24 protein-coding genes are annotated in these 25930 nt (G+C 70.7%); 10 read left to right on the top strand and 14 right to left on the bottom strand.

Annotated features, from left to right (window positions below):
* Positions 1-164: 164 nt before the first annotated feature.
* A complete protein-coding gene (locus tag KZX17_RS00830) occupies positions 165-1112 on the top strand; it encodes a hypothetical protein (protein ID WP_308194539.1) in 948 nt (315 codons plus the stop codon).
* 192 nt (positions 1113-1304) lie between these two features.
* Here the strand turns inward: KZX17_RS00830 and KZX17_RS00835 are convergent, their stop codons facing one another.
* Positions 1305-2597: a M18 family aminopeptidase gene (locus KZX17_RS00835; RefSeq protein WP_248171474.1), complete on the bottom strand. Its 1293-nt coding sequence runs from the start codon at positions 2595-2597 to the stop codon at positions 1305-1307.
* Positions 2598-2718: 121 nt separating this feature from the next.
* On the opposite strand from KZX17_RS00835, the gene ligD reads away from it, so the two are divergent.
* The gene (ligD, locus tag KZX17_RS00840; protein ID WP_248171472.1) at positions 2719-3951 is read left to right on the top strand and encodes a non-homologous end-joining DNA ligase; all 1233 of its coding nucleotides are present in this window, start codon (positions 2719-2721) and stop codon (positions 3949-3951) included.
* On the opposite strand, the gene KZX17_RS00845 is transcribed toward ligD, so the two are convergent.
* Both KZX17_RS00845 and KZX17_RS00850 read right to left on the bottom strand, forming a co-directional pair.
* Complete coding sequence (locus tag KZX17_RS00845; RefSeq protein WP_248171470.1) at positions 3912-5525, bottom strand: DHA2 family efflux MFS transporter permease subunit; 1614 nt, start codon at positions 5523-5525, stop codon at positions 3912-3914. The two genes, ligD and KZX17_RS00845, sit on opposite strands and share 40 nt — an antisense overlap.
* A gap of 67 nt (positions 5526-5592) precedes the next feature.
* A complete protein-coding gene (locus KZX17_RS00850; RefSeq protein ID WP_248171461.1) occupies positions 5593-6087 on the bottom strand; it encodes a metallophosphoesterase in 495 nt (164 codons plus the stop codon).
* 125 nt (positions 6088-6212) lie between these two features.
* Between KZX17_RS00850 and KZX17_RS00855 the strand changes: the two genes are divergently transcribed.
* The 3 genes from KZX17_RS00855 to KZX17_RS00865 are packed head-to-tail and all read left to right on the top strand — an operon-like array spanning position 6213 to position 7814.
* On the top strand, positions 6213-6533 hold the full coding sequence (locus KZX17_RS00855) for a hypothetical protein (RefSeq protein WP_248171459.1): 321 nt from the start codon (positions 6213-6215) through the stop codon (positions 6531-6533).
* Positions 6534-6555: 22 nt separating this feature from the next.
* A complete protein-coding gene (locus KZX17_RS00860) occupies positions 6556-7338 on the top strand; it encodes a cytochrome c oxidase assembly protein (protein WP_248171457.1) in 783 nt (260 codons plus the stop codon).
* Positions 7335-7814, top strand: a complete 480-nt coding sequence (locus KZX17_RS00865; protein WP_248171452.1) for a DUF2243 domain-containing protein — start codon at positions 7335-7337, stop codon at positions 7812-7814. The genes KZX17_RS00860 and KZX17_RS00865 overlap by 4 nt, the downstream gene beginning before the upstream one ends.
* Here the strand turns inward: KZX17_RS00865 and KZX17_RS00870 are convergent.
* On the bottom strand, positions 7750-8916 hold the full coding sequence (locus tag KZX17_RS00870; RefSeq protein WP_248171450.1) for an MFS transporter: 1167 nt from the start codon (positions 8914-8916) through the stop codon (positions 7750-7752). The two genes, KZX17_RS00865 and KZX17_RS00870, sit on opposite strands and share 65 nt — an antisense overlap.
* A gap of 45 nt (positions 8917-8961) precedes the next feature.
* Between KZX17_RS00870 and KZX17_RS00875 the strand changes: the two genes are divergently transcribed.
* Positions 8962-9537, top strand: a complete 576-nt coding sequence (locus KZX17_RS00875) for a TetR/AcrR family transcriptional regulator (RefSeq protein ID WP_248171449.1) — start codon at positions 8962-8964, stop codon at positions 9535-9537.
* A 175-nt stretch (positions 9538-9712) separates the two neighbouring features.
* Here the strand turns inward: KZX17_RS00875 and rhaS are convergent, their stop codons facing one another.
* From rhaS to KZX17_RS00895, 4 genes are read right to left on the bottom strand one after another with little or no spacing between them, the layout of a single operon-like run.
* Positions 9713-10756 carry a rhamnose ABC transporter substrate-binding protein gene (gene rhaS / locus KZX17_RS00880; RefSeq protein WP_248171681.1) on the bottom strand — a complete coding sequence of 348 codons (1044 nt, stop codon included), beginning with the start codon at positions 10754-10756 and terminating at the stop codon, positions 9713-9715.
* 41 nt (positions 10757-10797) lie between these two features.
* Positions 10798-11877: an ABC transporter permease gene (locus KZX17_RS00885; RefSeq protein ID WP_248171447.1), complete on the bottom strand. Its 1080-nt coding sequence runs from the start codon at positions 11875-11877 to the stop codon at positions 10798-10800.
* A complete protein-coding gene (locus KZX17_RS00890) occupies positions 11874-12917 on the bottom strand; it encodes an ABC transporter permease (RefSeq protein ID WP_248171446.1) in 1044 nt (347 codons plus the stop codon). The genes KZX17_RS00885 and KZX17_RS00890 overlap by 4 nt, the downstream gene beginning before the upstream one ends.
* Positions 12914-14383, bottom strand: coding sequence for a sugar ABC transporter ATP-binding protein (locus KZX17_RS00895; RefSeq protein WP_248171680.1), 1470 nt, complete (start codon positions 14381-14383; stop codon positions 12914-12916). Before KZX17_RS00895 ends, KZX17_RS00890 begins: the two co-directional genes overlap by 4 nt.
* Before the next feature lie 218 nt (positions 14384-14601).
* Between KZX17_RS00895 and KZX17_RS00900 the strand changes: the two genes are divergently transcribed.
* A complete protein-coding gene (locus KZX17_RS00900) occupies positions 14602-15609 on the top strand; it encodes a LacI family DNA-binding transcriptional regulator (RefSeq protein ID WP_248171444.1) in 1008 nt (335 codons plus the stop codon).
* A 3-nt stretch (positions 15610-15612) separates the two neighbouring features.
* Here the strand turns inward: KZX17_RS00900 and KZX17_RS00905 are convergent, their stop codons facing one another.
* The 4 genes from KZX17_RS00905 to KZX17_RS00920 form a co-directional block, all read right to left on the bottom strand.
* Positions 15613-17367 carry a beta-galactosidase family protein gene (locus tag KZX17_RS00905; protein WP_248171443.1) on the bottom strand — a complete coding sequence of 585 codons (1755 nt, stop codon included), beginning with the start codon at positions 17365-17367 and terminating at the stop codon, positions 15613-15615.
* A gap of 82 nt (positions 17368-17449) precedes the next feature.
* On the bottom strand, positions 17450-18796 hold the full coding sequence (locus KZX17_RS00910; RefSeq protein WP_248171441.1) for a sugar ABC transporter substrate-binding protein: 1347 nt from the start codon (positions 18794-18796) through the stop codon (positions 17450-17452).
* 46 nt (positions 18797-18842) lie between these two features.
* Positions 18843-19772 carry a carbohydrate ABC transporter permease gene (locus KZX17_RS00915; RefSeq protein WP_248171440.1) on the bottom strand — a complete coding sequence of 310 codons (930 nt, stop codon included), beginning with the start codon at positions 19770-19772 and terminating at the stop codon, positions 18843-18845.
* A 1-nt stretch (position 19773) separates the two neighbouring features.
* The gene (locus KZX17_RS00920; RefSeq protein WP_374107918.1) at positions 19774-20709 is read right to left on the bottom strand and encodes a carbohydrate ABC transporter permease; all 936 of its coding nucleotides are present in this window, start codon (positions 20707-20709) and stop codon (positions 19774-19776) included.
* A gap of 122 nt (positions 20710-20831) precedes the next feature.
* On the opposite strand from KZX17_RS00920, the gene KZX17_RS00925 reads away from it, so the two are divergent.
* On the top strand, positions 20832-21866 hold the full coding sequence (locus tag KZX17_RS00925) for a LacI family DNA-binding transcriptional regulator (RefSeq protein WP_248171438.1): 1035 nt from the start codon (positions 20832-20834) through the stop codon (positions 21864-21866).
* A 6-nt stretch (positions 21867-21872) separates the two neighbouring features.
* Here the strand turns inward: KZX17_RS00925 and KZX17_RS00930 are convergent, their stop codons facing one another.
* Positions 21873-23348 carry a DHA2 family efflux MFS transporter permease subunit gene (locus tag KZX17_RS00930; protein ID WP_248171437.1) on the bottom strand — a complete coding sequence of 492 codons (1476 nt, stop codon included), beginning with the start codon at positions 23346-23348 and terminating at the stop codon, positions 21873-21875.
* A gap of 110 nt (positions 23349-23458) precedes the next feature.
* Here KZX17_RS00930 and KZX17_RS00935 point away from each other — a divergent pair, with 110 nt between their 5' ends.
* On the top strand, positions 23459-24124 hold the full coding sequence (locus tag KZX17_RS00935) for a TetR family transcriptional regulator (protein ID WP_248171436.1): 666 nt from the start codon (positions 23459-23461) through the stop codon (positions 24122-24124).
* Positions 24125-24151: 27 nt separating this feature from the next.
* Here KZX17_RS00935 and KZX17_RS00940 read toward each other — a convergent pair whose 3' ends face one another.
* Positions 24152-24814: a TetR/AcrR family transcriptional regulator C-terminal domain-containing protein gene (locus KZX17_RS00940; RefSeq protein ID WP_248171434.1), complete on the bottom strand. Its 663-nt coding sequence runs from the start codon at positions 24812-24814 to the stop codon at positions 24152-24154.
* A 107-nt stretch (positions 24815-24921) separates the two neighbouring features.
* Between KZX17_RS00940 and KZX17_RS00945 the strand changes: the two genes are divergently transcribed.
* Complete coding sequence (locus tag KZX17_RS00945) at positions 24922-25926, top strand: SDR family NAD(P)-dependent oxidoreductase (protein WP_248171432.1); 1005 nt, start codon at positions 24922-24924, stop codon at positions 25924-25926.
* Positions 25927-25930: the final 4 nt, after the last annotated feature.

Consider the following 25930-nt stretch of genomic DNA (forward strand, 5'->3'; position numbering starts at 1 on the left):
CTCGTGCCCGCCCGAACGGTCACGCGCGCTCATTCGAGTGTGTCTCTCGCTACACGGAACCACTTTTCTGCATGCCTACTGACACGACGACTTCTGCCTCCCGCCGCTCCCTCCGTCTGGAGGGACGCCGCACCGAACGCCGACTCCGGCGTCGCCCACTCCTCGTGGCGACCACCCTCACCGCCGCACTGGCCGTCGCTGCCAGCGCGACCGCGATGGCTCCCGCGCCGAGCGCCGCACAGCCGGACGAGGGCCGCCCCTCCATCGCGCTGGCGTCCTTCACGCAGGCACTCCCTGACACCCTGACCGCCGCCGTGGCCCCCACGACTCCGGTCTCGGAGGTCGACAGCGCCCTCGATGGCGCGGACGCCGCCGTCGCGGCATCCGAGGACGTCACCGCCGACATCACCCGCTCCAAGCTGGACGTCGGCACCGACGACACCACGGTCGACACCGCTGACCTGCAGGATGCCGTCGGCCACCTCGAGGCCGTCTCGTCCATCCCCGTCCTCGACACCGAGGCCGCCGCCGCCGCTGTCGTCGCCGAGACCGAAGAGGTCACCGAGGCGACGAGCGCGTTGCGCGGACGCTTCGACGCCGCCGTCGAGAAGGAGAAGGAGCGCAAGGCCGAGGCCGCGCGCAAGGCCGCCGAGGCGAAGGCGAAGGCTGAGGCCGAGCGCAAGGCAGCCGAGGAGGCTGCCGCCGCCGAGGCCGCCGAGGAGTCGTCCTCCTCGTCCTCGAGCTCGTCCTCCTCGACCGGCTCCAGCAGCGCGAAGGGCCTGTCCGGCGGCGCCGTCGGCGGCACCTCGCCGGCCGACGCGCAGGCCACCGCCCGCGGCATGATCGGCAACTACGGCTGGGGCGACGACCAGTTCTCGTGCCTCGTCTCGCTGTGGAACAAAGAGTCGGGCTGGAACTACCGGGCCTCGAACCCGTCCAGCGGCGCCTACGGCATCCCGCAGGCCCTCCCCGGCAGCAAGATGGGCTCGGCCGGCTCCGACTGGCAGACCAACCCCGCCACCCAGATCGCGTGGGGCCTCGGCTACATCGACGGCCGATACGGCTCGCCGTGTGGCGCGTGGGGTCACTCGCAGTCCAACGGCTGGTACTGACCTCCGCTGCACCCGCGGATGCCGCGGGGCGACCGACACTCGTCGGGAGCCCCGCGGCATCCGTCGTTTCACGGGCCCGTCGCGCGCTCGCGTGCCGAACGGCGGAGATCCGGCGCGGCTCGCCGTGGCCGGCGGCTGTCGGCGGCGTGTCGGGGGACGTCTCCGCCAGACGGCACCGGCGGAGGGCCCGGCTCAGGCGGTGAAGAAGGCCTCGGCGACGCGGGACAGGTCGTGAAGGTCGCTGACGCCGGCGAGTTCGCGCGCCGAGTGCATCGACAGGATCGGGATGCCGACGTCCACGGTCGCGATGCCCAGACGCGTCGCGGTGATCGGGCCGATCGTCGAACCGCAGGGGACCGCGTTGTTCGAGACGAACTCCTGCGATCCGACCCCGGCGGCGTCGCACCAGCCGTGCCAGGCAGCCGCTCCGGCGCCGTCGGTGGCGTAGCGCTGGTTGGCGTTGATCTTGAGGATCGGTCCCGAGCCGAGGCGCGGCTGGACCACCGGGTCGTGCTTGTCGGCGTAGTTCGGGTGCACGGCGTGGCCGACGTCGCTCGAGACGCACCACGAGTCGGCGAGCGAGCGCAGCTGCTGCTCGCGGTCGGCGCCCAGCGAGAGCTGCACGCGCTCGAGCACGTCCGCGAGGAAGGGCCCCGCCGCCCCCGACCGCGTCGCCGAGCCCACCTCCTCGTGGTCGAAGACCGCGAGCATCGCGATGCGCCGTGCGTCGAACCCGTCGGCGACCCGCTCGAGCGCCGCGACCCCGGCATGCACGGACGCGAGGTCGTCGAGGCGGCCGGACGCGAAGAACACGTCGTCCTTGCCGAAGACGGCGCCGCGAGCAGCATCCGCCGTCACGACGTCGTAGCCGCGGATGCGGGATGCGTCGACGCCCGCATCGGTAGCGAGCTCGCCGAGCAGGTCGGCCGCGTCGGCGTCGCCGAGCCCCCACACCGGCTGCGTCTGACGCTGACGGTCGAGAGCGAGACCGTCGTTCACCTCCCGATCGAGGTGGATCGCCAACTGCGGCAGCCGCAGGAGCGCCCCGGTCGCGGCGAGGACGCTCGTGCCGTCGTCGAGGACGAGTCGCCCCGCGAGGCGCAGCTCGCGGTCGAGCCACGAGTTCAGCAGCGGCCCGCCGTACACCTCGACGCCCGCCTGCAGCCAGCCGTGGCTCCCGGTCGTCGGACGCGGCTTGAGCTTGAGTGCCGGGGAGTCGCTGTGCGCCCCGAAGACGTGGATGCCGGTGGCGGCATCCGCCCCGGACGGCACCACCCACGCGAGCACGGCGCCGTCGCGAACGACCAGGAACCGCCCGCCCGGCTGCGCCGGCCATGCCTCGCGCTCGTCCAGCTCGCGGAACCCCGCCTCGAGGAGCCGCCGGGCGACCTCGGCAGCGGCGTGGTAGCTCGACGGGGCGGCGGCGACGAAGTCGGCGAGGTCGGCGGCGTGCTCGAGGGCGGCGGAGCCGGTGGGCGTGGGCATGGGGAACCTCCGAGAGGGGATGCCGGGCGGGGACCTTTCGATCGTAGTTTCCCGGTGGCGCAGCATCGCGGCGGCGCAACCCCGTGGCGCCGTCGCGGCCGAAGGCGGTAGACCGGGGCGCATGGCGAAGAAGGACGATGCGATCACCCTCGAGGTCGACGGGCACGAGGTGCGCCTCTCGAGCCCCGAGAAGATCGTCTTCCCCGACCAGGCGATCACCAAGCGCGACCTCGCCGAGTACTACCTCGCCGTCGCCGAGGGCGCGATCCGCGGCGTCGCCGATCGGCCGATGGTCCTCAAGCGCTTCGTGAAGGGCATCGACCAGGAGGCCTTCTTCCAGAAGCGGGTTCCCGAGAACCGGCCGGACTTCGTCTCGTCGGCGACCCTGCGGTACGCCTCGGGGACGAGCGCCGAAGAGGCCGTGATCCGGGATGCCGCGGGGCTGGTCTGGGCGGTGGGGCTCGGATGCCTCGACCTCAACCCGCATCCGGTGCGCGCCGACGACCTCGACCACCCCGACGAGCTCCGGATCGACCTCGACCCGATGCCCGGGGTCGAATGGTCCCAGATCGTCGACGTGGCCTTCGTCGCCCGTGACGTTCTCGACGACGTGGGACTCGTGGGCTGGCCGAAGACGTCGGGGTCGCGCGGCATCCACATCCTCGTTCGCACCGACCGCGCGCACGACTACCCTGCGGTGCGACTCGCGGCCCAGGCCTTCGCCCGCGAGGTCGAGAACCGGGCGCCGGGCCTTGCGACCGCGCACTGGTGGAAGGAGGAACGCGGCGAGAGCGTGTTCGTCGACTTCAACCAGAACGCGAAGGACCGCACGGTCGCCTCCGCCTACTCCGTGCGCCCGCTGCCGGACGCGCGCGTGTCGACCCCCGTCGACTGGGACGAGTTGCGGGAGATCCGGCCGGAGTCCTTCACCGTCCGCACCGTGCCCGCTCGGTTCGCCGAGCGGGGCGACCCGCACGCGGCCATCGACGACGCGCCCGGCTCGCTCGCCGCGCTCCTCGAGCTCGCCGACCGGCTGGGACCCGCCGAGCGTGCGCCGCGCGGGGGCGACGGGTCGGGCCGGCGGCAGTCGACGATGCCGCTCATCGAGATCTCGCGAGCCGCGACGAAGGACGAGGCGCTCGAGGGCCTCGAGCGGTGGAAGCGTCGCCACCCCGACGTCGTGGCGAAGCTCTCGCCCGCCGACGTGCTCGTCGACGGCATGCGCGGGTCGAGCTCGCTCTGGTATCGCGTCCGCGTCAACCTGCAGCACGTTCCCGACGCCGAACGGCCCGCCCAGGAGCCGCTCGAGGTCGACTACGACCCGTGGACGCGCTCCTCGGGTCGAGGCTCCTGAGCGTCCTCCTCGCGGCGACCCGATCCCAGCGCGAAGGTCGCGCCGAGCCCGATGACGAGGAAGCCCGCTGCCGTCAGCGCCGCCGCGCGCGTGCCGTCGGAGAAGGCGGTGCGGGCGGCATCCGCGGCCACGGCGTTCGACGGATCGGCCTCGAGGCCGGCGATCGCGGCGCCCGCCGAGTCGACGACCGCCGAGACGACCGTATCGGCCGTCTCGTGGGGCACGCCCGCGTCATCGAGGGATGACGCGAGCACGCCGCCGGTGGTCGTGAACAGCACGGTGCCGAGGATGGCGACGCCGAGCGCCGAGCCGACCTGTCGGGCGGTCGACTGGATGCCGGAACCCTGGCCGGACTTCTCGACCGGGACGTCCTGCAGGATGACGCCCGTGAGCTGCGCCGTGGCGAGACCCACGCCGAACCCGTACACGCCGAGCGCCGGGATCAGCCAGCCCCACGCGGCCTCCGGTCCGATGACGAAACCGGCCCACGCGATGCCGATGATCTCGGCCAGGATGCCGACGCGCACCACGCCGACCGCGGGCACGCGGCCGCTCAGCGCCCCCGCGGCGCCACTCGCGACGAACGACCCGCCGGCGAGTGCGAGGAGGAGGAACCCGACCTGCAGGGCGTCGAAGCCGAGCACGAACTGCAGCCACAGCGGCAGGGCGAGGATGAGACCGAACTCGCCCAACGAGACGACGAGCGCCGCGATGTTGCCGTTCCGGAACGACGAGATCCGGAACAGCGAGAACTCGATGAGGGCGTCCTGACCGCGGCGCGTGCGGCGCAGCCCCCACCAGACGAACAGGACGAGCGCCACGAGGGTCAGCGCGAAGGCGAACGGGATGGGCGAGATCGCCAACGGCCACGACCAGCCGCCGATCGCGAGGCCGTCCTCGGCCGTCCACCAGCCGAACGAACGTCCTTCGATCAGACCGAACACGAGCGAGCCGAAGAGCAGCACCGACAGCGCGGCACCGACGCCGTCGATCGAGCGGCGGCCTGCGCCGCGAGACTCCGCGACGGTCAGGACGACGCCGACGACGATGATGACGCCGAGGGGCACGTTGATGCCGAACGCCCAGCGCCACGAGAACGCCGTCGTCAGCCACCCGCCGAGGAGGGGCCCGACCGCCGCCATGCCGCCGATGGTCGATCCCCAGACGGCGAAGGCGATGCCGCGCTCGCGTCCGCGGAACGTGGAGTTGATGAGCGACAGCGTCGTGGGGAGGATCATCGCCCCGCCGACGCCCTGGACGAAACGGGACAGGATCAGCAGTTCACCGGTCGGCGCCAGCGACGCCAGCACCGACGACGCCGCGAAGATCGAGACGCCGAGGAGCATCACCCTGCGCCTGCCGAAGCGGTCGGCGAAGGCGCCGAACAGCAGCAGCAGCGAGGCGAAGACGAGGGTGTAGACCTCCTGCACCCACTGGACCTCGGTGGAGCTGATGCCGAGCTCCTCGACGATCGACGGCACCGCGACGTTCACGATCGTCGAGTCGACGATGATGAGCGAGACGGCGACGCTGATGAAGACGAGACCGAGCCACCGCCGCGATTCCTTCGCCATGAGATTTACCTCGCTTTTCTAGCAATTCGACAGCGATAGTACTCCTCTCGGCGACGTGCGAAACCCGTCAGATCCTGTGGATCTCGACGGAGCGGATCTCACCGGCGTCGAGCGCGAGGGTCATCAGCGTGTGATCGGGCTGACGACGGCGGTCGGTGGGCGATCCGGGGTTGAGCAGGCGCATCCCGCCTGGGGTGGTCGTGTCCCACGGGATGTGGCTGTGCCCGAAGACGAGCAGGTCTACGTCCGGGAACGCGGCATCCATCCGTTCCTCGCGTCGTTGCTTCTGCCCGGTCTCGTGGACGACGGCGAAGCGGACGCCCTCGACGTCGCGCCGCGCGACCTCGGGCAGCTCGGCCCGAAGGTCGTCGCCGTCGTTGTTGCCGTAGACGCCGACGACGTCCCCGTGCCCGCGCAGGTCGTGGAGGACGGATGCCGCGACCCAGTCGCCGGCGTGGGTGATGAGATCGGCGGCGTCCGCCGCGCGGAGCACCGCGTCCGGCAGCCGCCGCGCACGGCCGGGGATGTGCGTGTCGGAGATCAGCAGCAGGCGGGTGGTCACCGCGGAAGGGTAGCCGAGGCGCCCGCGGGAGGACAGCCCCTGCGCCCTCCCCCGGTCGACGACGAAGGTGGATGCCTGCCCCGTCGAGCTCTCGGCGGTGGCGACCCCGACGGAAGGACCCCATCATGAGCACCCCCGACCTCCCCGGCGACGACGGCATCCGCATCGACCCGAACGACGCGCCCACCGGTGACACCACCGTCGGCGACACGGCCGCCGCGGACGCCGAGTTCGAAGGGCGACCGATCAGCGACGCGACGACCGGTGACGACTCCGCCACGTCGGCCGATGCGGGCTTCGGCGACAGCGCCCCCGAGGGCTTCTCCTCCGACACCGAGGAGACATATGCCGCAACCGACATCCAGCCCGAGTCGCAGGGTCAGGACCCGGTGGTGGCGGAGCTCGGCGAAGAGGGCGAGGGCGACCTGTCGCCCGAGGACCTCTGACACGGACACCATCGGAGCAGGGATGGACGGTCACGGTCACGGGGCGTCGAGCCCGGCGGTGGCCGTCGCCCTGCTCGCTCCCTTCGCGGTCGCCGCGCTCACGTACGCCGTCGCCGCGGCGCACGAGTCCCGGCGCGGACGGGCCTGGCCGCTGCATCGGACGGTGATGTGGATGCTGGGGCTCGCGCTCCCGGCATCCGCGGTGTTCGTCGTGCTCACCGGCGCAGTGTCCGCCACCGTGCATGCGGCGATGCACGTCGCCGTCGGCATGGCGGCGCCGGTCCTGCTCGTGTGGGCGGCCCCCGTCACCCTCGCCCTCCGAACACTCGCCGTGACCCCCGCCCGCAGGGTCAGCCGCGTGCTGCGGTCCGCACTGGTGCGAGCGGTCGGCCATCCGGTCACGGCGGCCGTGCTGAGCGTCGGGACGCTGTGGCTCCTGCACCGCACCGAGCTCCTCGCCGTCCTCACCGCGCATCCGCTCGGTCACGCGGCGCTCCTCCTCCACTTCCTGGCCGCGGGTGTGCTGTTCACCGCCGCCGTCGCCCCGGTCGACCCCTCGCCGCATCGCGCGTCGCTGCGCACCCGCGCCGTGGTGCTCGCGGCGGCCGCGGCGGCCCATGGCATCCTGTCGAAGCTCGTATACGTCGACGCCGGCGGCGCGGATGAGCGCGCCGGGGCGCAGATCATGTTCTCCGGGGGCGATGCGGTCGACCTCGCGCTGATGCTGGCGCTGTGCGCCCAGTGGTATCGCGCGGCGGGACGCACCCTGTCGCGGCGATCGCCGGCGCTGCGGGGCACCGCATGACGCCGCGACCGTGGCGGGCCCGCGCGTACGGCGCCGGGGCGCTCCTGGGCGTCGCCGCGATGGCCGCGGTGGACGAGATCGTCTTCCATCAGCTGCTCGGCTGGCACCACTTCTACGACGACGCGACCGCCGACATCGGGATCCTGTCCGACGGCATCCTCCACACCCTCGAGCTGTTCGCGTTCGCGGCGGGACTCTTCCTCATGCTCGACGCGCGGCGGCGTCCGGCCTTCCGCGCGGCGCACGGGTGGGCCGGGTTCCTCGTCGGGCTCGGTGCCTTCCAACTGTGGGACGGCGTCGTCGACCACAAGCTCCTGCGGTTGCATCAGATCCGCTACGGAGTGGACCTCGTGCCGTACGACGTCGCCTGGAACGTCGCCGGCGCCGTGCTCCTGGCCGCAGGTCTCGTGCTCACCCTGCGGCTGCGCCGGGCAGCGCGTCCCGCGGCGGGCGGACGGCGCACGCCGCGAGCGTGACCAGCGCCGCCGCGACGAACGCCAGGCGGAGATCCGCGACGTCGGCGAGCGCGCCGAGCAGCGGGGCGCCGAGCGCCTGACCCACAGCGAGGGCGAGGAAGGCCACACCGACCCCCGTCGAGGGGCGTTCCTCGAAGACCCGGGTGCTCCAGATCAGCAGGATGCCCGTGAGCCCGATGTAGACCGCGCCGAACGCGCCGCTCGCGCCGATCGCGACAACGGGGGAACCGGGCCACGCCGCGAGGGCGGCCGTGGTCGCCGCCGCGACCAGGAGGAGCACCCGCCAGGCGGGCCCGAGACCCCATCGACTCACGAGGTCGCCCGCGCCGGCGCCCAGGAGTCCGCACGCTCCGAGGACGATCCACGCCCACGTCGACGCATCCGACGCCTGACCGCCCGCGGTCTGCAAGAGGTCCTGACCGAACGTCCACACAGCCGCCGTCGCGACGCCCATGACCGCCGCGGCGACGGTGAGGGCACCCGCGCCCGCCGGCAGCCGCCGCCGCGGCGGGCCAGCAGAGCGCTCGGCGCGCGCCGTCGGGACGCTGATCGCCGCGGCGATCGCGGCCACCACGGAGAGGACGGCGAACGCGGCCCACGCCCACCGCCAGTCGCCCTGGACGAGGAGCGCGACCGGGCCCGAGACGACGACACCGAGTCCCGTGCCCGCGTTGACGACGGTCTGCACCCGGTCGCGGCGCCCCGGCTTCACCGATCGGCCGATCGCCTGCGCGAGCGGCGGCGACGCCACACCGGTGCTCGAGCCGGCGAGCGCCACGCCCAGCGCGAGCGTGCCCGCGTCCGGGGCCGCGGCGATCGCCGCCGTCCCGACCGTCGCGAGGACGCCCGCCAGCGCGGCGATCAGACGGGCACCGACCCGAGGGCTGAGCACCGTCGCGACGACGATCCCGCCGCAGTAGGCGAGGTAGCTCAGCGAGGCGATGAGCCCGGCCGTCGCGCCGTCGAGGGAGAAGTCGGCGCGGAACGCGGGGACGAAGAGTCCGTAGGCGAAGCGGGCGAGCCCATAGGTGGCCGCGATCAGCCAGATGCCCGCGGCGGCGAGCACGACCGTCCGCCGCGTCGTCAGGTATCGGTCGGCCACGGCATCCTCCTCTGACTTCACAGATCTGTGAAGTAGCCTAGGCGCATGTCGACGACGGGCGGGCCGCAGCAGGTCGAACTCACGCGGGGCGCGACGCGGATCCTGGATGCCGCGACCGCCCTCTTCTACGAGCGCGGCATCGCGGGGGTGGGCGTCGACACCATCGCGGCGGCCTCCGGTGTCACCAAGCGCACGCTCTACGACCGGTTCGGGTCGAAGGACGCCCTGGTCACGGCCTACCTCCGGCGACGGGATGCCGATTGGGCGGCACGCTGGGAGCGAAGGATCGCCGGCGCCGCGGGGCCGGCATCCCTCACCGTCTTCGACGCCTACGCGGAGGACGCCGAGCCGTCCGGCAGGGGGTGCGCCTTCCTCAACGCCGCCGCCGAGCTGCCGCCCGGCCACGAGGGATGGGGTGTCGTCCGCGCGCACAAGGCGCGGGTCGCGGGTCGCGTCGCCGAGCTCGTGGAGCGCGACCTCGGGCGTCCCGACGGCGACCTCGCGGAGCTCATCTTCCTGCTCGTCGAAGGCGGGATCGCGCACCAGCGGGTCGACGGGGACTCGCGTCGCCTGTCAGCCGCACGACGGCTCGCGGCCGGTCAGCTCGCCGCCCGGCGTTGACCGCACACGCCGCGCCGTCGGCGATTGCAATGGATCCCGCCGGACACGCCGCCGTCCGGGTTGCGAACCCGGCGCGCCGCGCCGGATCTGTTGCAATCGCGAACGTCGGCGGGCTGACCGCACACGCAGAAGGGGCCCTGCGTGCGCAGGACCCCTTCCGTGGTGGCGTCGCGACTCAGAAGTCGAAGTCGCCGATGTTGTCCGCGTTGAAGACGAACGGGTCGCCGAGGAGCACGGTCGCACCGTCTTCGACGGTGAACTCGCCGAGCTTGCCCGCCTCGAACGTGTCGCCGGCTTCGCCGGTGATGTCGCCCTTCGCGAGCGCGTCCGCGGCGAACGCGGCGAGGTAGCCCAGGTCGGCCGGGTTCCACAGCGCGAACGCCGTCACGGTGCCGTCCTCGACGTACTCGCGCATCTGGTTCGGCGTGCCGAGACCGGTGAGGGCGACCTGCCCCTTGTACTCCGAGTCGGAGAGGTAGCGGGCGGCGGCGGCGATGCCGACGGTGGTCGGCGAGACGATGCCGTTCAGCTCGGGGTAGGTCTGCAGGAGCGCGGCGGTGCGGTCGAACGAGGTCTGGTCGTCGTCGTCGCCGTAGACCACGTCGACGAGCTCGATGTTCGGGTGGTCCGCCTCGAGCTGCTGCTGCATGAGCTCGATCCAGGCGTTCTGGTTGGTCGCGTTCGCGGAGGCCGACAGGACGGCGATCTGCCCCTCGTCGCCGATCTGCTCGGCAATGAGGTCGACCTGCACCTTCGCGATGCCCTCGGACGTGGCCTGATTGATGAACAGGTCGCGGCAGTCGGGGTTCGTGTCGGAGTCGAAGGTGACGACCTTGACGTCCGCGGAGCGCGCCTCGTCGAGGGCGTCGCAGATCGCCTCGGGGTCGTTCGCCGAGACGATGAGGGCGCTGGCGCCCTGCTGCGCGGCGGTCTGGATGTACTGCACCTGCGAGGTCGGGCTGGCCTCGGACGGGCCGACCTCCTCGAAGGACGCGCCGACCTCGTCGGCTGCCTCCTCCGCCCCCGAGGTGGAGGTGTCGAAGTAGGGGTTGCCGAGGTTCTTCGGGAGCATCGTGATGGAGACGTCGCCGCCGCCGTCACCCCCGTCGCCGCCGGCCCCGCCGCCGCCGTTCGAGCTGCAGCCGGCGATCACCAGCGTGGCACCCAGAGCGAGCACGGCGATCGCGCCTGCCCGTCGCGTGCGCGTGAATCCGAACATCATTGTTTCCTTCCGTGGTGCGATGGATGTCGCGTTGTGTACTAGCGGGTCGGGCCCCCGGCGGCGCCGCCGTCGGCGCCGCGTCGTCCCGTCCTCCGCCCGAGTGCTGCAGCCCTGCTCCGGTGCAGCCAGGCGAGGAGGCTCGCCGACACCACCGAGAGGATGAGGAGCACCCCGGTGATGACGTTGATGATGTCGCTCGTGACGCCCGCCAGCCGCAGCGCGCTGCCGAGCGTTCCGATGAGGAGGACGCCTGCGATCACACCGTGCAGGGCGCCTCGACCGCCGAAGATCGAGACGCCGCCCAGGAGCACCGCGGCGATGATCTGCAGCTCCATCCCCATGGCGTTGTCACCGCGGGCGTTGGAGTACAGGAGCGTGAAATAGACGCCGGCGAAGCCCGACACCGCGCCCGAGAGCACGAAGAGCGTGAACTTGCTGCGGGCGACGTCGATGCCCGAGAAGTGCGCGGCCTCCTTGTTCAAACCGATCGCGTACAGCGATCGACCGAACGGCGTGAAGTGCAGGAGCACCGCGAACACGATCGCGAGCACCACGAACGGCACGATGATCACCGGGATCGGCGTGCCGGGGATGTTCGCCTTTGCCAGGTCGGTCCATTCCTCGGGGAAGTCCGTGATCGCCGTCGTCCCGAGCAGGCCCACCGCGATGCCGCGGAAGAGCGCGAGCGTGCCGATCGTGACGGCCAGCGACGGCAGTCCCACGACCGTCACGAGGAAGCCGTTGATCGCGCCGGCGATGGTCCCGACGAGGATGGCGACGAGCGCCGCGAGGGGGAAGGGCAGTCCCGCCTGCGTGAGGATGCCGGTCATGACGCTCGAGAGACCGACGATGCTCGCCACCGACAGGTCGATCTCCTCGGTGATGATGATGAGGGTCATCGGCAACGCGATCAGCAGGATCGGCGCGATGTCGCGCAGGAGGTAGGTGACCGTCAGCGGACTGTCGAAGTTGCGGACGGTTCCCAGCGCGACCGCGATCACCAGGATCAGGATGCCGATGATCGCCGCCTCGCGCGTGAGCAGCGCGCGGCGCCACAGCGGTCGCCCGTAGTCGCGGTAGGTGCGCACCGTGGCGGTGCCGGTGGTGACCGCAGTCATCGGTCGTCCTCCCGTTGTGCGATGAGTCGTCGATGCTGCCTGACCGCGAGCACGCGGTCGAGGACGATCGAACCGAGGATGAGGACGCCGACGACGGCCCGCTGCCAGAAGTCGTCGATGCCGAGGATGGGGAGCGCGCGGTTGATCGTCAGCAGCAGGTAGGCGCCGATCGCTGCGCCCCAGACGGTTCCAACGCCTCCTGAGATCGCCACGCCGCCGATCACCGCCGCGCCGATGGCCTGCAGCTCCCAGCCGAACCCGGCTGCCGAGCTGACGGTGCCGTAGCGGGCGGCGTACAGCACACCCGCGAGGCCCGAGAGCGCTCCGGACACCACGAAGGCCGAGATGATCCGGCGATTGACCTTCAACCCGTAGAGGTGGGCGGCGGCCGGGTCGGATCCGATCGCGTAGAACTCGCGTCCGCCGCGGATGTTGCGGAGGTACCACGCCGCCGCGATCAGCACGACGACGGCGATGATCGTGAGGACCGGGATGCCGATGAGCTGCTGCGTTCCGAGACCGCGGAACTCCCGCGGCAGATCGGACGCATTGATGCGGTCGCTACCCGCCCACGCGACGTTGATGCCGCGGTAGATGTACATCGTGCCGAGGGTGATGACCAGCGCCGGCACCTTCGCCCACGCCACGAGCAGACCGTTGATGGCACCGAGGATCCCGCCCAGGACGATGCCTGCGACGAACACGAGGATGACCGGGGCCCCCTCGATGTCGATGAACAGGCGTCCCGTCAGGTAGGCGGTGAGCCCCACGGTCGACCCCACGGACAGGTCGACGTTCCGGGTGATGATGACGATCGCCTGCCCGACGGCCACGAGCAGCAGGAGCGACGGTGTCAGCAGGAGGTCGCGGAACCCGTCGGGTGAGAACAGGAAGTTGCCGTTCGCGGCCGTCGCGGCGATGACGACGACGATGAGTGCGACGGCGATGCCGCTCTCGCGGGCGGTGGCGATCGAGCGGACGAAGGTCTTCGCTCCGGATGCCGCGCCCGTCGGCCGCGCCGTGGTGATCGTCCCGCTCATGCTGCCGCTCCCGCATCCGCCGTGGCCGCGAACATGACCGCTTCGGGCGTCGCGTCTTCTCTCGAGAACTCGCCGGTGAGCCGGCCCTCGCGCATCACGAGCACGCGATCGGCCATGCCGAGCACCTCGGGGAGCTCGGACGAGATCATCAGGATCGCGAGGCCCTGCTGCGCGAGCTCGCTGAGCAGCCGGTGCACCTCGGACTTGGTGCCGACGTCGATGCCGCGAGTGGGCTCGTCGACGATGAGGACGGTCGGCTCCGTGGCGAGCCATTTGCCGAGCACGACCTTCTGCTGGTTGCCGCCGGACAGTGTGCCGGTCTCGGCATCCAGCGCCGCGGTCTTGACCTCGAGGCGACTCGCCCAGACACGGGCGGCGGCGTTCTCGAGCCCGCTCCAGAGGAGGCCCCAACGCGCCAGCTTGGACCGGATTGCGAGCGTCACGTTGCGCGAGACGCCGTCGTCGAGGACGAGGCCCTGCTTGCGGCGGTCCTCGGGGACCAGGGCGATGCCGCGGACGGTCGCCTTCTGCGGGCTGCCCTTCGGGAGCGGCTGACCGTGGAGGGTGACCGTTCCGGACTCGTAGGTGTCGACGCCGAAGACCGCGCGAGCGACCTCGCTGCGGCCCGCACCGACGAGTCCGGCGAGGCCCACGATCTCACCTGCGCGCAGTTCGAAGGACACGTCGCGGAACACGCCGCGCCGGGTGAGCCCGTCGACCCGCAGGACGACGTCGCCGACGGTCGACGGCAGCTTGGGGAACAGCTCGGTCACGTCGCGACCCACCATCTGACGGACGAGGTCGTCGACGGTGGTGTCGGCCAACGGGGTCGTCTCGACGTAGGAGCCGTCGCGCATGACGGTGACGGTGTCGCACAACGCGAAGACCTCGTCGAAGCGGTGGGAGATGAACAGCAGGGCCCGACCCTCGTCGCGGAGGCTGCGCGCGACCGCGAAGAGGCGCTCGACCTCGACGCCCGACAGTGCAGCGGTGGGCTCGTCCATGATGAGCACCCTCGCGTCGAGCGAGATGGCTTTCGCGATCTCGATGATCTGCTGGTCGGCGATCGACAGCCCCTCGGTGACGCGGTCGGGGTCGAGACCCACGCCGAGCCGCTGGAAGATGCGGCTGGCCTCGTCGCGCATCGCGCGGCGGTCGATCCGCCCGATGCGACTCGTGGGCTGGCGCCCCATGAAGATGTTCTCCGTCACCGACAGATCGGGGAAGAGCGTGGGCTCCTGATAGATCACGGCGATGCCGGCGGCCTTCGACTGGGCGGTGCTGGTGAAATCCACCGCCTCGCCGTTCAGGCGGAACTCCCCCGCGTCCCGGCGGTACAGGCCGGCGATGATCTTCACGAGCGTCGACTTGCCTGCACCGTTCTCACCGATCAGGGCGTGGATCGATCCGGGCTGGAGCACGAGGCTGCCCGAGCGCAGCGCGACGACGGCTCCGAAGGACTTCATGACGCGGGAGAGTTCGAGCGCCGGCGGTGCAGCCTGCGGTTCGCCGTCGAGGACCACGGGTTCCTCCTCATCGAGGGTTGCTGTTCGGGTGAATGTCGGTGATCATTGCCTGAATCGATTCAGAATGATTTCACGCTACTGTATGGAACCGACCCGCAGTGGTCAAGCGACATCACGAGAGAGATCGAATCGTGACCCCGGTGGAACAAGGAGGTGCCATGCCGGTCCGCATCCGTGACGTCGCCGAGCGCGCCGGCGTCTCCGTCGGCACGGTCTCGAACGTCCTCAACCGGCCTGAGGAGGTCTCCCCCGAATCCGTCGAGCGGGTCACCCGCGCGATCGAGGAGCTCGGATACGTCCGCAACGACGCGGCCAGAAAGCTACGAGCGGGAGACTCCCGGACCGTCGGTTTCGTCGTCCTCGACGGGCAGAACCCGTTCTACAACGACGTCGTGCGTGGCGCCGAGGACGAGGCGACCAGACACGGCATCGCGATCCTGTACGGCAACACAGACGAGGACGTGTCCCGTGAACGTCTCTACCTCGACCTGTTCCAGGAGCAGCAGGTGCGCGGCCTGCTCATCGCGCCCTACGGCGACGTCACCGGCCGCCTGCAGCGGCTGCGAGCCAGCGGCATCGCCGCCGTGCTCGTCGACCGCTTCAGCGGTGACGGGAGGTTCTCCTCGGTCTCCGTCGACAGCGTCGCGGGAGGGCGGCTCGCCGTCGAGCACCTCATCGAGACCGGCCGGCGCCGCATCGCGTTCGTCGGCGGCCCATTCGACATCCGGCAGGTCAACGACCGGCTCGCCGGAGCTCGGGCGGCCGCAGACAACGCCGGGGCACACGTCGACCTCGAGGTCGTGGCGACCGGCGCGATGACGGTCGACGAGGGCGCCGCGGCGGGCGCCCGCATCCTCTCCCGCCCTCGTCGCGAGTGGCCCGATGCCCTCTTCGCCGCCAGCGACCTCGTCGCCCTCGGCCTGCTGCAGTCGATGACCGTGGACGGGCGCGCGTCGGTGCCGGGCGACATCGCCATCATCGGCTTCGACGACATCCCGTTCGCCGCCGCAGCCGCGGTCCCGCTCTCGTCGATCCGGCAACCGAGCCGCATGATCGGACGCACCGCCATGCGCGTCCTGCTCGAAGAGGCCGAGGACCCCGACAGCATCGCACGTCAGACCGTCTTTCCTCCCGAGCTCATCGTCCGGGCGTCGACGGCGGGCTGACCCTCAGTACTCCAGGTGCCCGAGATCGGGATGGGGCGAGAAGACGACGTCGGATGATCCGCCGTGGAGCTCGAAGACGATCAGCTCGTTGTCGCCGGCACGGGTGCTGGAGGCGGGCACGAAGAGCGTGTGCTGCGGGCCGCGCGTCCAGTACCGGCCGAGGTTGAAGCCGTTCATCCATGCGACGCCCTTGCCCCAGGAGCGGGTGTCGAGGAAGAGGTCGGCGGGCTCGTCGAGTGAGAAGCGCGCACGGCCGAAGGCGGGCCCTGCCAGCGCTCCCCCGGTCGTCGCATCGAGCGCGCGCCGCACGAGGCCGATCGAGGCGAGGTCGAGGGGCAGCACCTGCCAGTCCGTGAGCGGACGGTCACCGACCCGAGCCCGTCCGATGAGCCCCTTCGGTTCGCCGATGCGGACGCCGTAATTGACGCGACCCTGGTCCTCGACGAGCAGCTCGAGCACACCGGCCGCGTCGGCGGGGAGCGCGAGCGCCGTGTCGTGGTGGTCCCGCGCGAGGACGCCGACGGGCGCGCCGTCGACGCTCACGAGGGCACGGTCGCGGATCTCGTCGATGTGCAGCACCTCGCGCCCCTCGGTACGGACCCGGGTGCGATAGACGGCGAAGCCGGTGAAGGCTCCGAGGTCGTCCATGGACGGCGGGTGCTCGGACGTGTGCCACTGCCCCAGCTCGTCCACGACGTCGGCGAGCGCGACCGTCTCGGTGATCGTGGCGGCCGGGGTCGGAGCCGCCGGTCGCGGGGCGGGGAGCGCGTCCGCGACGTCGGTGAAGCGGGCGAGCACCTCGCGGAACGCGGCGTACTTGGCCGTCGGCGCACCCGTCTCGTCGAGCGGGGCGTCGTAGTCGTAACTCGTGACGAGCGGCGAATAGACGCCCTTGTCGTTCGCGCCGTTCGTGAAGCCGAAGCTCGTGCCGCCGTGGAACATGTAGAGGTTCACCGACGCGCCCGCCTCGAGCAGGTCGGCGAGGTCCTGCGCGGACTCCTCAGGAGTCGTGGTGTGGTGATGCCCGCCCCAGCTGTCGAACCAGCCGTCCCAGAACTCCGAGCACATGAGCGGCCCGGTCGGCTGATGCTCGCGGAGCGTCGCGAGCCGCTCGCGTGAGCGCGAGCCGAAGGATGCGGTCTTGTGGAGCCCGGGGATGCTGCCCGCTTCGAGCATCTCGGGCGTGGGCTGGTCGACCGTGGTGAGCGGGACCGTGATGCCGGAGTCGCGGGTGATGTCGACGAGCGCGCGGAGGTAGGAGGCATCCGACCCGTAGGCGCCGTATTCGTTCTCGATCTGGACCAGGATGATGGGCCCGCCGCGGTCGATCTGCCGGGGCACGAACACTTCGCCGAGTGCGCGCAGGTAGGTTTCGACGGCGGCCATGAACTGCGGCTCGTTGCGGCGGACCCCGACCGTGCCGGAGCGGAACAGCCACGCCGGCAGTCCGCCGCCGTCCCATTCCGCGCAGATGTACGGACCGGGGCGGACGATCGCATACATGCCCTCGTCGTGCACCTCGTCGAGGAAGCGTGCCAGGTCGAGCTGACCGCTGAGGTCGAAGACGCCCTCCTGCGGCGCGTGTGCGTTCCACGCCACGTAGGTCTCGATCGTGTTGAGCCCCATCTGCTTGGCCTTGCGGATGCGGTCGCGCCACTGATCGGGGTGCACCCGGAAGTAGTGCAGGGCACCGGAGAGGATGCGGAACGGGCGGCCGTCGAGCTCGAAGTGCTCGTCGCCGATGCGGAAGTCGGACATCGACCCTCCAGGTCGGGTGATACGTGGGGCGGACGTGATGAGGGGGATGCGGCGGGTCGCGCCGCATCCCCCTCATCGCGGGTCACTCGACGGTGAAGCCCTGCTGGTTGCCGTAGTCGGTCAGCTGCTGCTGCCAGATCTCCAGACCCCCGTTGAGGTCGCCGGAGTCGAGGTAGGACTGGCCGACGGTGTCGCCGAAGATGCTGTTCGCGTACACCTGGTACGGCAGGTACTGCCATCCCTCGGGGACGTTGTTCGCCGCGTCGACGAGGACCTCGTTGATCTTCTGGCCGCCGAAGTACTCGGGCGCCTTCGCGAGGAACTCGTCGGACTGCAGGTCCGCCGTCGTGGCCGGGAAGCCGCCCGATGCGAGGAAGACCTCGATCGAGGCGGGGTCCGCGTTGAGCCACTTGAGGAAGGCTGCGGCGAGCGCCGGGTTCTTGCTCTGCTTCAGGACGACCTGGCCGCCACCGCCGTTCTCCGCGGTCACCGGGGTGCCGTCGTAGGTCGGCATGGGTGCGACGCGCCAGTCGCCGGATGCCTCGGGCACCGATGACTCGAGGACACCAGGCATCCACGCACCGGTCAGCAGGGTCGCGATAGTGCCGTCGCCGAGGGCGCGGTACCACTCGTCGCTCCACCCGGGGGTGGTGGCGAGGAGGTCCTGTTCGACGAGACGGTTCCAGCTGTCGGCCCACTTCTTCGAGCCTTCGTCCTGCAGGTCGATCGACACGTTCGTGCCGTCTGCGGAGAACGGGCGGCCGCCGGCCTGCCAGATCATGCTCGTCGCGAAGCCGGCGTCGCCGGTGTCCGAGGTGATGTACGCGTTCGGGTCGGCCTCGTGGAGCTTCTCGGCGGCGGCGACGTACTCGTCGTACGTGGTCGGCACCTCGATGCCGTACTCGTCGAAGACGGTCGCGTTGTAGAACATGGCCATGGGGCCGGAGTCCTGCGGGAGGCCGTAGACGGCGTCGCCGACGGTGACCGCGCCCCACGGGCCGGGGGTGTACTGGTCCTTCAGGTCGCCGAAGCCGTAGGGGGCGAGGTCGACGAGCGACTCGGAGAGCGCGAACTGCGGGATGGCGTAGTACTCCACCTGCGCGACGTCGGGCGCACCCGATCCGGCCGTGATCGCGTTCTGGAGCTTCGTGTACTCCTCGGTGTTGGTCCCGGCGTTGACGAGCTTGACGTCGACGTTCGGGTACTCCTTCTCGAACGCGGCGACCTGGGCCTCAGCCGACGGGGTCCAGCTCCAATAAGTGATGGTGCCGCCTTCTTCGAGCGCTGCCTCGAGCTCGTCGGCGCTGCCGCCGGGTGCGGCGGACGGGGTTCCGCCGCCGCCGCAGCCCGCGAGGGCGAGACCGACGGTGAGGGCGGATGCCGCGACGACGACGATGCGTCGGGCGCGGGGTCGGGTGAGGGTGGACATCTTCGTTCCCTTTCGTAGTGGTGGTGCGAGGAGGTTGGTGCGGGGATCAGGCCTTGACGCTGCCGGCGCTGAGACCGGACTGCCAGAAGCGCTGCAGGACGAGGAAGGCCGCGACGATCGGGATGATCGTGAGGAGCGACCCGGTGATGACGAGGTTGTAGATCGGCTGCGCCGCGACGCCGGACGCCTGCGCGCTCCATTGGCTGAGCCCGACGGTGAGCGGATACCAGGTGGGCTCGCTCAGCATGATCAGCGGGAGGAAGTAGTTGTTCCAGGTCGCGACGATCGCGAAGAGCAGCACCGTGACGATGCCCGGGGCGAGCAGCCGCAGCGAGATCGTGAAGAACGTGCGGAACTCCCCCGCCCCGTCGATGCGGGCGGCCTCGAGGAGCTCGGTCGGCACGGCGTCCACCGCGTACGTCCAGATGAGATACAGCCCGAACGGGCTGATCAGCGACGGCAGGATGACGGCCCACGGCGTGTTCGTGAGCCCCAGCTGGCTGAACATGAGGAACGTCGGCACGGCGAGGGCCGTCCCGGGGATCGCCACCGCGCCCAGCACGAGCGCGAAGACCGCCCGGCGCCCGGGGAAGGCGTACTTCGCCATGCCGTAGCCGGCGACGGTGGCGAGGAGGGTCGCACCCCCCGCGCCGACGACGACGTAGAGCAGGGTGTTGCCGAACCACTGGACGAAGATGCCGCCCCGGTAGGTCAGCGTGTCGACGATGTTCTGCCAGAGGTTGAAGTCCGCGCCGAACCAGAGTCCGAACGACGAGAACAGGTCGCCCTGGTCCTTCGTCGCGTTGAAGAGCAGCCAGGCGAGCGGGACGATCGAGTAGATGACGAAGATCGCCATGACGATCGTGAGCACGATCGACTTCTTCTGCCGCCGGCCCTGCGAGCGGACGTAGGTCGGACGCCGGGTCCGCCGGGCGGGGCTGGTGTCGCGGGTGGTCACGAGCTCGGTCGCGGTCATCTCAGCGCACCTCCTGGCGGGAGCCGCGCACCTGGACGATGTAGGCGATGACGGCGGTGATGACGCCCATCACGATCGCGACGGTGGCGGAGTAGTTGAACTGCTGACCCGCGAACGACAGGTTGTAGGCGTACATGTTCGGGGTGAAGAAGCTCGAGATCACATTCGGTGCGAGGTTCTTCAGCAGGTTGGGTTCGTTGAACAGCTGGAAGCTGCCGATGATCGAGAAGATCGTCGCGATGACGATCGAGCCGCGCAGCGACGGGATCTTGATGCCCGTGACGATCCGGAACTGGCCCGCCCCGTCGATCTCCGCGGCCTCGTACAGCTCGGTGGGGATCACCTTCAACGCTGCGTAGAAGATGAGCATGTTGTAGCCCATGAACTCCCACGTGACGATGTTGCCGATCGAGGCGAGGATCCAATCGGCGCTGAACGGCTGCAGCAGGTCGAACCCGATGAGGTCGTTGATCGACCCGGAGAGGCCGAACTGGTTGCCGTAGATGAAGCCCCAGATGAGTGCGGCCACGACGCCGGGCACGGCGTAGGGCAGGAAGATCGCGATGCGGAAGAAGGATGCCCCGTGCAGCCGCGCGCTGTCGATCGCCAGTGCCGCGACGAGCGAGAGCGTCAGCATGATGGGCACCTGGACCACGAGGAACAGGGCGACGCGGCCGAGCGACTCCCAGAACTTCGCGTCCTGGAACAGGGCGACATAGTTCTCGAGCCCGACGAACGCGTTGCCCCCGACGAGCTGCTGACGGAACAGGGTCAGGTACAGCGCGTAGACGACCGGCGCGACGAGGACCGCGAGGAACACGATCATGAACGGGCCGACGAAGGCCCAGCCGCGCCAGTCGCGGCGGGTGCGGCGGACGGCCGGAGCCGCCGAGCCGAGGCCCGCTGCGGCGGTCGGGGGTGCTGACGCCATCGTCATGTCAAAGTCCGTTCGTTGACGAGAAGTGCGGAATGTTTACGCGAACATCGCTGGTCGGGAGCATAACATGTTTGCGTAACCACCGAGATCCACCGGCGAGGCCGACGAAGGACCTGGAGCCCATGACCACGAACGACACCTCACCGTCGAGGCGGCGCCGCGCAGCATCCATGGCCGACGTCGCGCGGCACGCAGGCGTCTCGTCGCAGACGGTGTCGCGGGTCTCCAACGGGCTGACCAACGTCGACGAGACGACGCGTGAGCGCGTGCTCGCGTCCATGCGCGCCGTGGGCTATCGCCCCAACGGCGCGGCGCGGGCGCTGAAATACGGACGCTTCCACACCATCGGCGTGATCATGTTCACGCTCGAGACGCTCGGGAACGTCCGGACCCTCGACGCGATCGCGACCGAGGCCGCGATCGCCGACTACAGCGTGACCCTCATGCCGGTGCCGGACCCGACGATGGGCGCCGTGCGCGGTGCCTATCGTCGCCTCACCGAGCAGGCCGTCGACGGCATCATCATCATCTTCGAGGCGTCATTGCTCGACCGCGTCGAGATCACCCTCCCACCGGGGCTGCCTGTCGTCGTCATCGACTCGAACGCGGGGTCGGGGTACACCGTCGTCGACACCGACCAGGCCCTCGGTGCGCGCCTGGCCACGCAGCACCTCCTCGACCTCGGCCACCGTCAGGTGTGGCACATCGCCGGGCCGACGTCGTCGTTCTCCGCGATGCACCGCGTCGAGTCGTGGCAACGGACGCTCGACGAGGCCGGCGTCGCACCGCCCGACCCCCATCACGGCGACTGGTCGACCGAGTCCGGCTACCGCATCGGCCTCGAGCTCGGCGCGCGCGACGACGTGACGGCCGTGTTCGCCGCCAACGATCAGATGGCCCTCGGTGCGATGCGTGCGTTCCACGAGCTCGGCCGCTCGATCCCCGGCGACGTCAGCGTCGTCGGCTTCGACGACATGGACGAGGCCCGGGCGTTCTGGCCGCCCCTGACGTCGGTGCACCAGCACTTCCGCGAGGTCGGACGCGTGGCGATGGCGCGGCTGCTGTCGCAGATCGCGGACCCCTCGGCGGGGGGAGGGACGACCCTCATCCCGACCGAGCTGGTCGTCCGCGACAGCAGCGGACCCGCTCCGCGCTGATCCCGGTCAGTGCGCGGCGATCGGCGCCTGCGCGTCGTCGGCGGGCCTCCGGACGAACGCCGCCAGCACGACGGCGACCGTCGCGACGACCGCGCCGACCGTGAAGGCGGTGTGGACGCCGGACGCGACTGCGCCGACGGCATCGGTACCGGATGCCGCGGCCGCCGCACCACCGACCGACATGAGCGTGACGAACAGGGCCGTGCCGGCGGCGCCGGCGACCTGCTGCAGCGTGCTGACCGTCGCGCTGCCGTGCGAGTACAGTCGCTGCGGCAGCGAGCCGAGCGCTGAGGTGAGCAGCGGCGTGAAGACGAAGCCGAGCCCCAGGTTCAGTGCCATGTGCACCGCGACTATCCAGGCGACCGAGGTGCCTTCGCCGAAGGTCGCCATCCCCCACAGCGCCGCCGCGGCGACGACCATGCCGGGCAGGACGAGGGGGCGCGGCCCGAACCGGTCGAAGAGCGATCCGACGATCGGCGCGATGACGCCCATCAGGACTCCGCCGGGCAGCAGCATCAGGCCGACGGCGAGGGTGTCGAGCCCGAGCACCTGCTGCAGGTAGATGGGCAGGAGGATGAGCGAGCCGAACAGCGCAGACATCACCACGATGACGAGGACCACCGCCAGGCTGAACGAGCGCGAGCGGAACGTGCGCAGGTCGAGCAGTGCGGCATCCGTCTTCTGCAGCGCCAGCTGACGGACGACGAACAGTGCGAGGGATGCCGCGCCGAGGACGAGCGGGATCCAGACGGGCACGGGCGCGTGCCCCGACGCGGACTCGCCGATCGAGCTCAGCCCGAAGATGAGGCCGCCGAAGCCGACGGCCGAGAGGACGACGGACAGGACGTCGAACCGGGCGTCGCGCGTCTCGGTGACGTTCTGCACCCACAGGGCGCCGAGGGCGATGGCGAGGAGGGCGATGGGGAGCACCAGCCAGAACATCCAGCGCCAGTCGAGGGCCGAGAGGATGAGGCCGGACACCGTCGGCCCGACGGCGGGAGCGACGGCGATGACGATGCTGATCACGCCCATCATCCGCCCGCGATGGGTGGGAGGCACGACGTTCAGGACGGTGGTGAACAGGAGCGGCATCATGATCGCGGTGCCCGAGGCCTGCACGACGCGGCCGACCAGCAGCATCCCGAACCCGGGCGCCAGCGCCGCGATCAGCGTGCCGATCGCGAACAGGGTCATCGCGGTGAAGAACACCTGACGCACGGTGAAGCGGACCAGGAGCGATCCGGTGAGCGGGATCACGACGGCCATCGTCAGCAGGAAGCCCGTCGTCAGCCACTGCGCGGTGGCGGCCGTGATGTCGAGGTCGATCATCAGGCTGGGCAGCGCGACGCCCATGATCGTCTCGTTGAGGATGACGACGAAGGCGGCGACGACGAGCAGCGCGATGACCGGCCCGGTCTTCGGGGCGGACGCGGGGATCGTGGGGGCGGACGCCGTGTCGGGACGGGAGTCGCTGAGAGTCATGGGGTGCCTTCGAGGTCGGTGCGCGGCGCGAGGTTCGGTCGATTCTATCTGACAGTGACTGCCACATTGGCGTGAACTGCAGATTTGACGATGGGTGCAACAATGGGCGCATGGACCGGTATTCCCCCGACGAGGCGGCGCCTGCGGACCGCCCCACCGAGGGGCTGCGGGAGCGGCGGCGGCGCGAGACCCAGCGCGAGCTGTCGGATGCCGCGATCGAGCTGTTCGAGCAGCGCGGCGTGTCCGGAACCACGGTCGACGACATCGCGCATCGCGCCGGCACCTCCCCGCGCACGTTCTTCCGCTACTTCGCGACCAAAGAGGCGGCCGTCCTGCAGCCGACCGAGGAGTCGGAGTCGATGCTGCGTGCGGTGAGCGACGCGGTGGGCAGCGGAGAGCCGCTGCTGCGCGCCCTCGAGAGCAGCTGGCTGGCGCAGATCGCGTGGTTCGACTCGCGTCCGGACGAGCACGACCGGGTGCTCCGCGTTCGCCGTCTCGTCGGCCACGAGCCGACCCTGCTCGCGCTCGTCCTGCGCACGGAGGCGGAACAGGTGGATGCGCTCACAGACACCGCGGTGGATGCCGCCGGTGCCGACGCCGACGTCCTCACCGCTCGCGCGGCGATCGGGATCATCTTCCTCATCGTCCGGCTCGCCTTCGACGAGTGGGCTCGTCGCGCCGAGCTCGGCACCTCGGCCAGCGTGCGCGAGATCTACCTCGAGATCCGGCGCAGCACCGTCGCGATGAGTGATCAGTTGGGCGATCCGCCCGCCTGATCGTGTGGACGTGTGGCCGCGTGCCCCTCACGCCGGGAGCAGGCGCTCCATCCCGGCGATGAAGACGTCGACGTCGAAACGCAGCTGGTCGGCACCGTGATTGTCGATCCGGCTCTCGATGAGCTCGCGCAGTGCCGGATACTCGCCGGGTGAGCGTTCCAGTGCGCTCCGCACGCGCGCGACCTGCACGTCGTCGGCGGACCGTCCGGACATGACGACGTCCCGGGCGAAGCCCTGGCAGATGCTGACGAGCAGATGCATGCCGCGGCTGGCGGTCTGGGTGTCGAACCCCGCCTGGCGCAAACGGGCGGCCACGACCTCGGCCGGTCCGACGATGGACAGGTCGTTCGGCGAGGTGAAGTGGAGGTGACCGAGCCACGCGCCGATGTCGACGACGCTCTCGGTGAGCGCCGTCGCGTACCCGCGGCAGGCGTCCTGCCACGACTCCCCGAGGTCGGCCCGCGAAGCGTCGAAGCGTCGCCGGAAGGCGTCGATCGCGAGCATCTCGAGGAGGCTGTCGCGGTCGGTGACGTGATGGTTCAGCGCCTTCCGGTCGACGCCGAGGGCGTCCGCGACCTGCTGCATGGTCAGCGTCAGCGGGTCCAGGTCGCGCGCGGCCGAGAGGATGCGGTCACGCGTCAGACCCGCGCGCGTGCCCCGCCCTCGGCGAGGACCGTTCGACGTCGACATGACACACCCTTCCGCCCGCGCTCGGCCGAGGGTAGCATTTCCCGTGCGGGAATAGATCGATGCGACAGCGTCGACGCTCCAGGCCGCACTCCACGGAAGGACGACACATGACCCACTCCCTCACCGGCGCATCGACCATCGGCGAATGGCTCGACAGCGAGACCGGCGGCCCCCTGCTGCGAGGGCTGCTCGCGGCATCCGGCTCATCCGAGGACGCTCTGGCCCCGGTCCGCGGCCTTCCCTTGCAGCAGCTGGTCGCCCTCAGCCAGGGCCAGATGCCGCAGTCCGTCATCGACGACCTCGTGCTCCGCGCGAACGACGGCGTCATGCCCGCCGCCCCCGAGGCCGCCTCGGACGAGCCGACCTGGGCGGGCCGCTTCGCGGGGAAGACCGTCGTCGTCACCGGCGCCGCTTCGGGCATCGGCCGCGCGACCGCAGCCCGCGTCGCCCGGGAGGGCGGCCGGGTGATCGCGACGGACATCTCCGCCGACCGCCTCGCGGAGTTCGCTGCTTCGATGCCGGATGCCGACATCGTGCCGGTGGCGGGAGATGTCACCACGCAGGACTCCGTCGACGCCATCGTCGAGGCGGCCGGGGGTCGCATCGACGCGCTGGCCAACGTGGCCGGCATCAACGACGACTTCTCGCCGCTCGCGGAGACGAGCGACGCGATATGGGAGCGCGTGATGGCCGTCAACGTGACGGGACCGTTCAAGCTGACGCGGGCCGTGCTCCCGTCGATGCTCGCCGCGGGGCGCGGGTCCGTCGTCAACGTCGCATCCGAGGCTGCACTGCGCGGCAGCGCGTCGGGAAACGCCTACACGACGAGCAAGCACGCAGTGATCGGCCTGACCAAGAGTGCCGCCGTGATGTACGGCCCGCAGGGCATCCGGGTGAACGCCGTCGCGCCGGGAGGGGTGGCCACCGGCATCCCGTTCCCCCCGAACGTCTCGGCGTACGGTCAGGAGCGGCTCGGCCAGTTCCACGGCAGCATCCCGTCAGTCGCCACGGCCGAGCAGATCGCGGCGTCGATCACCTTCCTGCTGTCCGACGACGGTGTGAACATCAACGGTGCGGTGCTGGCCAGCGACGGCGGCTGGTCCGCACAGTAGGCGC

The organism is Microbacterium sp. EYE_78, assembly GCF_023149035.1.
Classification (GTDB): Bacteria; Actinomycetota; Actinomycetes; order Actinomycetales; family Microbacteriaceae; genus Microbacterium.